The following is an 11,371-nucleotide window of genomic DNA, read 5'->3' on the forward strand; positions in this document are numbered from 1 at the left end:
CATCCCGAATGATATGACGGGCGGTTGACCCGGTGCCGTTTTCTTAGGCATCCAAGGGTCGTCGATCCCGCCGAGACCGGTCGCTTCAGGGAGTTGCGTTTGTCGATGTCACGGATCCGGACGTTCGCGGCCGCCGCCGGCTTTGCCCTGGCCTTCGGGATGGCGCCGGCCCAGGCGGCCAACGTCTTCCGCTTCGCCTTCCAGGGCGACATCAAGTCCCTCGATCCGTATTCGCTGAAGGAAAGCTTCACGATCGGCATGCACGCCGCAGTCTATGAGGCGCTGATCACCCGCGACAAGGATCTCAACCTCGCGCCCGGCCTCGCCGAATCGTGGGAGACGCCGGAGCCGACGCGCTGGCGCTTCCACCTGCGCAAGAACGTCAGCTTCCACGACGGCTCGCCCTTCACCGCCGACGACGTGCTGTTCTCCGCCGACCGGGTCCGGGCCGCCGGATCGAGCTTCACCACCAACATCCCGTCCGACGCCAAGTTCGTGAAGGTCGACGACCACACCGTCGACATGGTGCTGTCGAAGCCCAACCCGATCGCGGTCTACCAGTTCTCGACCTGGTACATCATGTCGAGGGCCTGGGCGGAGAAGAACAACGCCGTCGCGCCCTCGCCCGTGAGCGCGGCGTCGCCGAGCTACGCCACCCTGCACGAGAACGGCACCGGCCCGTTCGTCATCACCGAGCACCAGCCCGGCGTCCGCACCATCTTCAAGAAGTTCCCCGGCTACTGGGGCAAGGTCGAGTCGAACCTCGACGAGGCGGTGTTCACCACGATCTCGAACGACGCCACCCGCGTCGCGGCCCTGCTCGGCGGCGAGGTCGACTGGATCGACCCGGTGCCGCTGCAGGATCAGCAGCGCGTCAACGCCAGCGGCAACGCCACGGTGATGACCGGGCCGGAGCTGCGCACGATCTTCCTCGGAATGGATCAGGTCCGCGACGAGCTCAAGGACTCGAGCATCAAGGGCAAGAACCCGTTCAAGGACGTGCGCGTGCGCGAGGCAATGTACCTCGCCATCGACGAGGACACGATCGCCAAGCGCGTCATGCGCGGGCAGGCGACGCCGACCGCCCTGATGATTGCGCCCTCGCTCTATGCGCGCTCGGCCGAGTTCAAGCGCCCGACGACGGACGCGAAGCGGGCCAAGGCCCTGCTCGCCGAGGCCGGCTACCCGGACGGCTTCACCGTCCCGATGGATTGCCCGAACGATCGCTACGTCAACGACGAGGCGATCTGCCAGGCGGTCGTGTCGATGCTCGCCCGCGTCGGCGTGAAGGTGAACCTCAACGCCCAGCCGAAGGCCAAGTACTTCGCAAAGGTGTTGGCGCCGAACTACGACACCGCGTTCTACCTGCTGGGCTGGACGCCGTCATCACAGGACAGCCACAACATCCTCTACGAGATGGTCGGCTGCCGGACCGATCCGAAGTCGAGCCGCGGCGGCTGGAACCTCGGCGGCTACTGCAACACCAAGCTCGACGCCATCGCCGACCAGGTCGAGGGCGAGACCGACCAGGCCAAGCGCGACGCCGAGATCAAGGAGGGCTTCGAGATCCTGCAGAAGGACTGGGCCGTCATCCCGCTGCACCAGCAGGCGCTGGCCTGGGGCGTCTCGAAGACGGTGACGCTGACGCAGCGGCCCGACAACCTCCTGCTGCTCTACTGGGTGTCGAAGAAGCCTTGAGGCGCGGCGTGAACGGTTGACCCGATGCTCGCCTTCATCCTCCGCCGCCTGCTGCAATCGGTCGTGGTCCTGGCCGTCGTCGGGGTGATCGCGTTCTCGATGTTCCGCTTCGCCGGCGACCCGGTGAACCAGATCGTCGGCGTCGACACCCCGGTCTCGGAGCGGGCCGAGATCCGCAGGAACCTCGGGCTCGACGACCCCGTCGCGGTGCAGGCGGCGCGCTACGCCGCCAACGTGCTGCGAGGCGATTTCGGGATCTCGTACCAGTTCCGCCAGCCGGTCTCGCACCTGCTGGCGGAGCGGATGCCCGCGACCCTCGAGCTGGCGCTGTGCGCCACGATCTTCGCCCTCATCGTCGGGATCCTGATGGGGGTCTACTGCGCGCTGCACCGCGAGACGGCGCTGGCCAAGCTCTTCCTGGCGATCTCGCTCGCCGGCGTCAGCCTGCCGACCTTCCTGATCGGCATCCTGCTGATCTTCCTGTTCTCGGTGACGCTCGGCTGGCTGCCGTCGTTCGGCCGCGGCGACACCGTGCGCCTCGGCTGGTGGACCACCGGCTTCCTCACGGTCTCGGGGCTCCGCGCCCTGATCCTGCCCTCGATCACCCTGGGGCTGTTCCAGATGACCCTGATCATGCGGCTCGTCCGCGCCGAGATGCTGGAGGTGCTGCGCGCCGACTACATCCGCTTCGCCCGGGCGCGCGGCCTCACCACCCGCTCGATCCATTTCGGGCATGCGCTGAAGAACACCCTCGTCCCGGTCATCACCATCGCCGGGCTTCAGCTCGGCTCGGTGATCGCCTTCTCGATCATCACCGAGACGGTGTTCCAGTGGCCGGGCATGGGCCTGCTCTTTGTGCAGGCGGTGCAGAACGTCGACATCCCGATCATGGCCGCCTACCTGCTGCTGGTCGCGGCGATCTTCGTGGCGATCAACCTCGCGGTCGACGTGCTCTACACGATCGTCGACCCGCGCCTGCGGCTGGCGGGACGCACCGCATGAGCGCCCTCGCCGCGACGCCCTCGCGCTGGGCGCGGTTCCTCGATTCCGACGTCTTCGCGAGCTTCCGCCGCTCGAAGCTGGCGATGGCGGCGCTCGCAGTCACGGTGCTGTTCTTCGCGCTCGCCATTGCCGCGCCGTGGATCTCGCCGCAGAATCCCTACGATCCGGCCGAGCTCGACCTGATCAACTCGAACCTGCCGCCAATCTGGTCGGCGGAGGGGCAGGCGCCGTTCCTGATCGGCACCGACGACCAGGGCCGCGACGTGCTCTCGGCCGTCTTCTACGGGCTGCGCCTCTCGCTCGTCGTCGGCCTTCTCGGCGTGCTCGTCTCGGGCGGCCTCGGCCTCGCGCTCGGGCTGATCGCCGGCTACTTCGGCGGCCTCGTCGACACGGTCATCATGCGCGTCGCCGACGTGCAGCTGACCTTCCCGGCGATCCTGATCGCGCTGGTCGTCGACGGCGTGGCGAAGGCCGCGGCCGGCGGCGGCCTCGACACCAACGCGACCATCGGGCTGATCGTCGTCTCGATCGGGCTGTCGTTCTGGGTGCAGTACGCCCGCACCGTCCGTTCCTCGGTGATGGTCGAGAAGAACAAGGACTACGTCCAGGCCGGGCGCCTGATCGGGCTGTCGTCGCCCGTGATCATGGTCCGCCATGTCCTGCCGAACGTGCTGGGACCGGTCTTCGTCATCGCGACGATCAACCTCGCGCTGGCGATCATCACCGAGGCGACGCTGTCGTTCCTCGGGACCGGCCTGCCCGAGACCATGCCGTCGCTGGGCACGCTGATCCGCACCGGCAACCGCTTCCTGTTCTCCGGCGAGTGGTGGATCGTCGCCTTCCCCGGCCTGGCGCTCGCCGGGCTGGTGCTGGCGATCAACCTGCTCGGCGACTGGCTGCGCGACGCGCTGAACCCGAAGCTGCAATGACAAAACCCGTCCTCTCCGTCCGCGACCTGCGCGTCGAGTTCGCGACGCGGCGCGGCATCCTGAAGGCGATCGACGGCGTGTCCTTCGACATCGCCCGCGGCGAGATCCTCGGCGTCGTCGGCGAATCCGGCGCCGGGAAATCGGTGACCGGCGCGGCGGTGATCGGCCTGATCGACCCGCCCGGCCGGATCAGCGGCGGCGAGATCCGGCTCGGCGGCGAACGCATCGACGACCTGCCGCCCGAGCGGCTGCGTCGCATCCGGGGCCGGCGCATCGGTATGATCTTCCAGGACCCGCTGACCAGCCTCAACCCGCTCTACCGCATCGGACGGCAGATCATCGAAACCGTGCAGACGCATACCGACCTCTCGGCCAAGGCCGCGCGGACGCGGGCGATCGACCTGCTCGCCGAGGTCGGCATCCCGGCGCCCGAGCAGCGGATCGACGGCTATCCGCACGAGTTCTCCGGCGGCATGCGCCAGCGCGTGGTGATCGCCCTCGCGCTGGCGGCCGAGCCTGAGCTGATCATCGCCGACGAGCCGACGACGGCGCTCGACGTCTCGGTGCAGGCGCAGATCATCACCCTGCTCAAGCGCCTCGGGCGCGATCACGGCACCGCCGTGATGCTGATCACCCACGACATGGGCGTGATCGCCGAGGCGGCCGACCGGGTCGCGGTGATGTATTCCGGCCGCATCGCCGAGATCGGCCCGGTCCGCGCCGTGGTCGGCGACCCTCTGCATCCCTACGCCAAGGGCCTGATGGGCGCGATCCCGACCCTGACGCAGGAGACCGGGCGGCTGGCGCAGATCCCCGGTGCGATGCCGCGCCTGACCGCGATTCCCGCCGGCTGCGCCTTCAACCCGCGCTGCCCGAAGGTGTTCGACCGCTGCCGCGTCGAGCGGCCCGACCCGATCCCGGTGGGCGGGCACCGCGTCGCCTGCCACCTCTACGATCGCGCCGAGGTGGCGGCATGAGCGCGCCCGCGCCGTACGTCGAGGTCGAGGGCCTGCGCCGGCTGTTCGACGTGTCGAAGCCGTGGCTCAACCGGATGATCGAGCGGCAGCCGAAGCAGTGGCTGAAGGCGGTCGACGGCGTCGCCTTCACGATCGAGCGCGGCGAGACCTTCGCCCTGGTCGGCGAATCCGGCTCCGGCAAGTCGACGGTCGCGCGCATGGTGGTCGGCCTGCTTCCGCCGAGCGCGGGCGACGTCCGCATCACCGGCGTCTCGATGACCGATCCGGCGCAGAACGCAGCCCGCCGCCGGCTGCGGCGACGCATCCAGATGGTGTTCCAGGATCCCTACGCGTCGATGAACCCGCGCTGGCGTGTCGGACGGATCGTCGCCGAGCCGATCCGGGCCTTCGACCTGATCCGGGGCGAGGCGGCGATCGCCGACCGCGTCGGGGAGCTGCTCACGCTGGTCGGCCTGCATCCCGACGACCGGGTGAAGTACCCGCACGCCTTCTCCGGCGGGCAGCGCCAGCGCATCGCCATCGCCCGCGCGCTCGCCTCGGAAGCGGAGTTCCTAGTCGGCGACGAGCCGACCTCGGCGCTCGACGTGTCGGTGCAGGCACAGATCCTCAACCTGATGCGCGACCTGCAGGACCGGCTCGGGCTGACCTACCTGTTCATCAGCCACAACCTCGCCGTGGTGCGCCACATGGCGACGCGGATCGGCGTGATGTATCTCGGCCGCGTCGTCGAGATCGGCGGCGGGCGCGAGCTGTTCACGCATCCGAAGCATCCCTACACCCGGATGCTGCTCGACGCGGTGCCCGATATCGGCCTGACCGGGCGGCAGCGCACGCCGGTCTCCGGCGAGATCCCCAACCCGATCGACCCGCCGCCGGGCTGCAGCTTCAACCCGCGTTGCCCCTTCGCCGACGACCGCTGCCGGGCCGAGGTGCCGGCGCTGATCGATGGCGTCGCCTGCCACGCCTATCAGGAAGGGCGGCTGACCTGACCGCTTGCCCGGTGGAGTTCCGATGACATCCAGCGCGCCGTCCGACATCCTCGAAATGAGCGCGGTCGCGCTGTCCGCCGCGATCCACCGGAAGGCGGTGTCCTGCGTCGAGGTGATGCAAGCCACGCTCGCGCGGATCGCGCGGCTGAACCCGGCGGTGAACGCGATCGTCGCGCTGCAGGATCCGGGCCGCCTGATCGCGGAAGCCGCGGAACGCGACGCCCGCCTCGCCCGCGGCGAGAGCGCCGGCCCGCTCCACGGGTTTCCCCTGGCGGTGAAGGACTTCGATGCGGTCCGCGGCCTACCGTTCACGCAAGGCTCGCCGATCTTCCGCGACCGGATCGCGCCGGCCGACTCGATCATGGCGGGACGGCTTCGCCGCGGCGGCGCCGTGTTCATTGGCAAGACCAACGTCCCGGAATTCGGCCTCGGCTCGCACACCTTCAACCCGGTCTACGGCGCCACCGCCAACGCCTACGACCAGAGCAGGTCCGCGGGCGGCTCGAGCGGCGGCGCCGCGGTATCGGTGGCGTTGCGCATGCAGCCGGTGGCCGACGGCAGCGACCATGCCGGCAGCCTTCGCAACCCGCCGGCCTTCAACAACCTGTTCGGCCTGCGCACCAGCTACGGCCGGATCCCGATCGCCGCACCGGACGTGTTCACGCCGGGCTTCGGCGTCTCCGGCGCGATCGGCCGCTCGCCGGCCGATATCGGCCTGATGCTGTCGGTTCAGGTCGGCGCCGACCCGCGCGTGCCATTCTCGATCCCGCAGGATTCGGCGATCTTCGCCGAGGACCTGAAGCGCGATTTTTCCGGCACGCGGATCGCGTGGCTCGGCGACCTCGACGGGCAGCTGCCCTTCGATCCCGGGGTGCTGGAATGCGGGGTCGAGGCGCTATCGGCCTTCGAGGCGTTCGGCTGCCGCGTCGAGCACGCCCGGCCCGCCTTCGACATGGAGCGGCTGTGGCAGGACTACGTCCTGCTGCGCGCCTGGATGAATGCGTCGAGCCTCCGCCCGCTCTACGACGACCCAGCGCACCGCGCCCTGCTCAAGCCCGAGGCGATCTGGGAGGTCGAGCGGGGATTGGCCCTCACCGCCGACCAGATCAGGTCGGCGCAGGAGGGCCGCACCGCCTGGTACGAGGCCGTGCGGACCTTCATGGAGCGCTTCGACTTCCTGGTGATGCCGAGCGCGCAGGTGTTCCCGTTTGCGATCGGCCTCGATTGGCCGAAAGAGGTCGGCGGCCGCACGATGGATACCTATCACCGCTGGATGCAGGTGGTGATCCCGGCGACCATGAGCGGCCTGCCGTCCCTGAACGTTCCGGCCGGGTTCGGCCCCGGCGGGCTGCCGACCGGCATCCAGATCGTCGGCCCCAACCAGGGCGAGCTGGCTTGCCTGCAGCTCGGCGCCGCCTACGACGCGGCGGCCGGCTGGGTCTCGCGCCGGCCGCCGCCGCTGCTCGGGGCATGATCCCGACCCTTCGACCCGAAGCCCTGCAATCCTGAGAGGCACCGGACGCGATCACCCGTTCGGCCGGTTGCAAGCGTTCGTTGCGGCGCGGACACAATCGGGGTTTTTGCGGCCGCGACGGGATGAAACGCGGGCGGAGCGCGGTTCGGCGTGTCTATAAGATCGGCCATGAGCAATGCGGTTCGCCCCTCCTCGAAGCCGCGTGCGGCTTTCCTCGCCCTCCCCCTCGCGATCGGCCTCGGCGGATCGGCCCTCGCCGCCGACCTCGGCGCGATCATGCCGCGGGCGGTGCCGACCTTCGCCCAGGCCGATCCCGACACCTGGATCGTGACCCTGACCGGCAACCTCCAGTTCACGCCGCGCTATCCCGGCTCGGAGGACTACACGGTGATCGGCTACCCGGCGATCGACGTGCGCCGCGCCGGCGAGCCGCGCCGCTTCTCAGCGCCGGACGACGGGTTCAGCTTCTCGCTCTACGACAACGCGGTGTTCCGCATCGGCCCGACCGCGCGTTTCGTGCCGGGCCGCTACTACGGCGACGATCGCCGGCACCTGTTCGGCTTCCGCGATGCGCGCTTCGCCGTCGAGCCGGGCCTGTTCATCGAGTTCTACCCGATCCCGTCGATCCGCACGCGGGTGGAAGTCCGGCAGGGCGTGTACGGGCACCACGGCACCGTCGGCTCGGTCGGGGCGGACTACATCCTGCCGGTCGACCGCTTCCAGTTCTCGATCGGACCGCGCCTGAACATCGGCGACGCCTCCTACGCGCGGAAGTACTTCGGCGTCACCGCCGACGAGGCCGCCGTGAACGGTCGCGTCGCCGCCTACGACCCCGGCAGCTTCTTCTCCGCGGGCGTGCTCGGCGCGGTCACCTACACCCAGGACGCGACCTGGGCCTATACCGGCTACGCCGGCTACTCGCGCATCCTCGGCTCCTCCGGCGACAGCCCGCTGGTGCGGCGCCCGTTCGGCAACCCGGACCAGTTCCTGTTCGGACTGAAGGTCGACTACTCCTTCGCCACGCGGTCCTGGTTCTGAGCGCGCGCCGACCGTCGGCGCGTCCGGCCGCGACGGTCCCTTCTGCCGCACCGACGTCCGAGGCGGCTCGCCGGCGACCGTGGGCGTCGGCCGGAGCGTCAGGCGCCCGCATCGGGAACCGTGAGGCTCGGCAGCCATGGCGGCCGATCGCCCACGGGCGGTGACTTGATTTCGCGTTGGCACGCCAAGCTCATCGATCGCCTGCATTGACCCGCAGGCCGGTCTCGGGCGACACGACCCGATGCAATCCTTCTTCCGCGTCACGGCCTGGCTCGTGGTGGCCGCGCTCGTTTTCGTCACCCTGTCGCCGATCGATCTGCGGCCGTCCGTGGCGCCCGCGAACGTCGAGCGCGCGCTCGCCTACGGCGCGCTCGGGATGCTGTTCGCCCTCGCCTATCCGCGCCGATGGCTCGTCGTCCTCGTCGGCGTCGTCGCTCTCGCGGCCATCCTGGAGCTCGGGCAGGGCCTCACCCTGACCCGGCACGGTCGCCTCGCCGACTTCGTCGTCAAGGGCGGCGCGGCGATGCTCGGGACCGGCCTCGCCATCGCCACCACCACGCTCGTGTCGCGCCGCGCACGCTCCTAGACCGGAGCGGTCAAGCCGCTTGCACCCGGGCGACGCGGCGGGTACAGCACGCCACCCGGTCGAACCGTCCGCCGCCCGCGCGATGCGCGGCGCCGACGCTTGCCGGGCACGGAGGGGTGGCCGAGTGGTTGAAGGCGCACGCCTGGAAAGTGTGTATACCGGAAACGGTATCGCGGGTTCGAATCCCGCTCCCTCCGCCACGGACCGCTGACTTTAGGTTTTGCGCCGCCCCCCGGGGCGCGGCGCCCTCGGTCTCGAGCGTCTCTCGACCGTGGCGTTTGTCTCGCATCATACCGGCAATCCACAACGTCTCGGCGGGGCGGGCAGCAATAGCAACGCCGACGACTGGTCGAGCTGTCGCGATGGCATCCTGCCGATGCGCCGGCCCGACGAGGGCTCGACGGGCTGCGCCGACGCATTCGGCACGAAATTTCCGGCTTCGGAGAGCCGAGGTGCGCTGGAGCACCCCGAAGCGGCTGCGTCGGGCGCAGGAAACATTCGTGCAACCCGCGGCGCCTACCGTGGGTGCGTTCGATGACCCGACGACGGCGAGGCAGCACAGATGACCATCGCGACCCGGCTCCTGCGTCTTCCCGTCGTCCTCGTGGCCCTGGCCTTCGCCGTCACGCCGCTCGCCAACCCGCTCCTCCTGGCATTGGCCGCCCTCGCGACCGGCCTGCTGCTGGCCTATCGCTGCCTCGCCGACCTGCTGTCGGCGGAGCACGAGTCGACGGTCGGCCAGACGGTGTTCCGCCACTATCTCTGAGCCGGCCCGGTTGCCGCGCGCGGTGGGGATCTCCGAGCGCTACGAGACCGCGGTCAGCTTGTCGGCCATCGATTGCGCCTTGTCCCGGCGCGACGAGAACGCCATCGTGTAGAACACGCGCTGCACGCCGATCTGGCTCAGCCGCTCCTCGCACAGCTCGATCAGCCGGCAGATGTCGGCGAGCTCGCCCTCGATGTTGGTGCCGTTGGCATGCATCTCGGCGTCGAGCCCGCTCGTCTCCAGGATCGTCTTGATCTCGCGGACGTAGGACGAGACCGAGGGGCCGACGCCCATCGGCACGATGCACAGATCTGCAACAACCTTCATGAACTTGTCCTCGGTGGCGGGCGCGGGGTTATGTCCGGCTGCAACGCCCGCTACATAGCGAGCCAGACCGCAGGAAGCCGGCACCGCGCCGTTCTGGCCGAACCGTGCCGCGTTTCCCAGCCCGACCCAACCCCCAACCCAACCGACTGTCGATGGAGATCTCCGTGACCGACCCCAAGCGCCGCGCCTCCCTGGCGGCCGTTGCCGCGGTGGCGCTCGCCTGTTTCGCCGGCGGCGCCGAGGCGGCCCAGTGCGGCAACTCGGCGAGCGGCTTCGAGGCCTGGAAGACCCAGTTCGCCGAGGAAGCCCGCGGCCGGGCGAGTGCCGCGAGCCTCGCCGCCCTGCAGGAGACCTCCTACTCGACGCCGACCATCTCGGCCGACCGCGGCCAGAAGAGCTTCAAGCTCTCGCTCGACCAGTTCCTGGCCAAGCGCGGCGCCACCACCATCGTGTCGCGCGGGCGGGCGCTCAAGCGCCAGAACGCGGCGCTGTTCGCGCAGATCGAGCAGCGCTACGGCGTTCCCCCCGGCCCGCTGCTGGCGATCTGGGGCATGGAGACCGGGTTCGGCGCGGTGCGCGGCAACGTCAACACGCTGTCCGCGGTGGCAACGCTAGCCTACGATTGCCGCCGCTCGGCCTACTTCACCGACCAGCTCTACGCGGCCCTCACCCTGGTCGACCGCGGCCTGATCACGTCCGCCACGCGCGGCGCGGCCCACGGCGAGATCGGGCATACCCAGTTCCTGCCCAAGAACGTGCTGACCTACGGCACCGGCGACCTCAACAACGTCGGCGCGGCGCTCAGCTCGACGGCGAACTTCCTGAAGGGTCACGGCTGGCAGGCCGGCGCCGGATACCAGCCCGGCGAGCCCAACTTCGCCGCGCTCCAGGGCTGGAACGCCGCCTCGGTGTACCAGCGCGCCATCGCCCTGATGGGCCGGCAGATCGACGGGGACTGACCTCGGCGATCGGACAGGCCGCCACGGCGACGAACCCTGGCCGAGAACGGCCACGATTCGTCGCCGGTTAACCATAAAGCCGCCCCACAAAAACCGGGCGGGCTGAGCCATCTCACCGCTCGGCCGATCGGGCCGGGAGGGTGCGGATCAGCCCGCTTGCACGGATACGTCCGGCAGTCGCGGGATCGGATCGACGGCATCCGTTTGGAAACAGGCGGTGCCCGCATGGTCGAAGATCCCTCCTCCGGCCCACAGGCGCAACGGTTTCGGTCGAGCGCGAGCCTGCGCCGCGTCGCGCTGAGGGCGGCCTCGGTCGCAGCCGTCGCCGCCCTCGTCTCGGGAAGCGTCGTCCTCGGCGGCCTGCGCACCGCACCGACATCGGACCCCCTCGTCGCCTCGGCCGGCGCCGTGCCCGGCGCGGTCGCTCAGGACCCGGCGCCGACGCTCGGAGCGGAAGCCCGCGCGCGGTGGCGGGAAGCCCTGCTCGAAGCGTTCCCCGACTGGTCCGCCGAGCGCCCGCAGGCGCCGCCGGAGCCGGCGACCCCGTTCGCGCAGCAGGAGCCGGTCCCGCAGGACGCGCCGCCTCCGGGCGCGCCGCCTGCTGCCGAGCCCAACCTGCTGGCGCA

General features: G+C 70.0%; 11 protein-coding genes, 1 tRNA gene and 1 pseudogene. 12 read left to right on the top strand and 1 reads right to left on the bottom strand.

Going from position 1 to position 11,371, the window contains the following annotated elements; translation table 11 throughout:
• Positions 1–105: 105 nt before the first annotated feature.
• From FV230_RS04230 to FV230_RS04275, 10 genes are all read left to right on the top strand, one after another.
• Positions 106–1,698, top strand: coding sequence for an ABC transporter substrate-binding protein (locus FV230_RS04230; RefSeq protein ID WP_147841388.1), 1,593 nt, complete (start codon positions 106–108; stop codon positions 1,696–1,698).
• 24 nt (positions 1,699–1,722) lie between these two features.
• Entirely contained in the window at positions 1,723–2,700 is a 978-nt protein-coding gene (locus tag FV230_RS04235) for an ABC transporter permease (RefSeq protein ID WP_147841389.1), read from the top strand.
• Positions 2,697–3,629 (top strand): ABC transporter permease, encoded by a 933-nt coding sequence (locus tag FV230_RS04240; protein WP_147725568.1) that lies wholly within the window; start codon positions 2,697–2,699, stop codon positions 3,627–3,629. Before FV230_RS04235 ends, FV230_RS04240 begins: the two co-directional genes overlap by 4 nt.
• The gene (locus FV230_RS04245) at positions 3,626–4,606 is read left to right on the top strand and encodes an ABC transporter ATP-binding protein (RefSeq protein WP_147841390.1); all 981 of its coding nucleotides are present in this window, start codon (positions 3,626–3,628) and stop codon (positions 4,604–4,606) included. The genes FV230_RS04240 and FV230_RS04245 overlap by 4 nt, the downstream gene beginning before the upstream one ends.
• A complete protein-coding gene (locus FV230_RS04250) occupies positions 4,603–5,595 on the top strand; it encodes an oligopeptide/dipeptide ABC transporter ATP-binding protein (RefSeq protein ID WP_147841391.1) in 993 nt (330 codons plus the stop codon). The genes FV230_RS04245 and FV230_RS04250 overlap by 4 nt, the downstream gene beginning before the upstream one ends.
• A gap of 22 nt (positions 5,596–5,617) precedes the next feature.
• Positions 5,618–7,069 (top strand): amidase, encoded by a 1,452-nt coding sequence (locus FV230_RS04255; RefSeq protein ID WP_147841392.1) that lies wholly within the window; start codon positions 5,618–5,620, stop codon positions 7,067–7,069.
• Between the two features lie 168 nt (positions 7,070–7,237).
• Positions 7,238–8,107 (top strand): MipA/OmpV family protein, encoded by an 870-nt coding sequence (locus FV230_RS04260; RefSeq protein WP_147841393.1) that lies wholly within the window; start codon positions 7,238–7,240, stop codon positions 8,105–8,107.
• Positions 8,108–8,348: 241 nt separating this feature from the next.
• Positions 8,349–8,693, top strand: a complete 345-nt coding sequence (locus tag FV230_RS04265; RefSeq protein ID WP_147841394.1) for a hypothetical protein — start codon at positions 8,349–8,351, stop codon at positions 8,691–8,693.
• A 110-nt stretch (positions 8,694–8,803) separates the two neighbouring features.
• Positions 8,804–8,893 (top strand) — tRNA-Ser (locus FV230_RS04270).
• A gap of 362 nt (positions 8,894–9,255) precedes the next feature.
• Entirely contained in the window at positions 9,256–9,459 is a 204-nt protein-coding gene (locus tag FV230_RS04275; protein ID WP_147725574.1) for a hypothetical protein, read from the top strand.
• 39 nt (positions 9,460–9,498) lie between these two features.
• On the opposite strand, the gene FV230_RS04280 is transcribed toward FV230_RS04275, so the two are convergent.
• Positions 9,499–9,786 carry an MTH1187 family thiamine-binding protein gene (locus FV230_RS04280; RefSeq protein ID WP_147841395.1) on the bottom strand — a complete coding sequence of 96 codons (288 nt, stop codon included), beginning with the start codon at positions 9,784–9,786 and terminating at the stop codon, positions 9,499–9,501.
• Positions 9,787–9,977: 191 nt separating this feature from the next.
• Here FV230_RS04280 and FV230_RS04285 point away from each other — a divergent pair, with 191 nt between their 5' ends.
• Entirely contained in the window at positions 9,978–10,745 is a 768-nt protein-coding gene (locus tag FV230_RS04285; RefSeq protein ID WP_246694728.1) for a lytic transglycosylase domain-containing protein, read from the top strand.
• Positions 10,746–10,970: 225 nt separating this feature from the next.
• Positions 10,971–11,371 (top strand): annotated as a pseudogene (locus FV230_RS04290) (hypothetical protein); the annotation flags it as partial.

Source organism: Methylobacterium sp. WL6 (genome assembly GCF_008040095.1).
Taxonomy (GTDB): Bacteria; Pseudomonadota; Alphaproteobacteria; order Rhizobiales; family Beijerinckiaceae; genus Methylobacterium.

Excerpts from the sequence above, each read along its gene's own strand:
- FV230_RS04230 (WP_147841388.1), top strand. The coding sequence starts at position 106 with ATGTCACGGATCCGGACGTTCGCGGCCGCCGCCGGCTTTGCCCTGGCC.
- FV230_RS04235 (WP_147841389.1), top strand. The coding sequence starts at position 1,723 with ATGCTCGCCTTCATCCTCCGCCGCCTGCTGCAATCGGTCGTGGTCCTG.
- FV230_RS04240 (WP_147725568.1), top strand. The coding sequence starts at position 2,697 with ATGAGCGCCCTCGCCGCGACGCCCTCGCGCTGGGCGCGGTTCCTCGAT.
- FV230_RS04245 (WP_147841390.1), top strand. The coding sequence starts at position 3,626 with ATGACAAAACCCGTCCTCTCCGTCCGCGACCTGCGCGTCGAGTTCGCG.
- FV230_RS04250 (WP_147841391.1), top strand. The coding sequence starts at position 4,603 with ATGAGCGCGCCCGCGCCGTACGTCGAGGTCGAGGGCCTGCGCCGGCTG.
- FV230_RS04255 (WP_147841392.1), top strand. The coding sequence starts at position 5,618 with ATGACATCCAGCGCGCCGTCCGACATCCTCGAAATGAGCGCGGTCGCG.
- FV230_RS04260 (WP_147841393.1), top strand. The coding sequence starts at position 7,238 with ATGAGCAATGCGGTTCGCCCCTCCTCGAAGCCGCGTGCGGCTTTCCTC.
- FV230_RS04265 (WP_147841394.1), top strand. The coding sequence starts at position 8,349 with ATGCAATCCTTCTTCCGCGTCACGGCCTGGCTCGTGGTGGCCGCGCTC.
- FV230_RS04275 (WP_147725574.1), top strand. The coding sequence starts at position 9,256 with ATGACCATCGCGACCCGGCTCCTGCGTCTTCCCGTCGTCCTCGTGGCC.
- FV230_RS04280 (WP_147841395.1), bottom strand. The coding sequence starts at position 9,786 with ATGAAGGTTGTTGCAGATCTGTGCATCGTGCCGATGGGCGTCGGCCCC.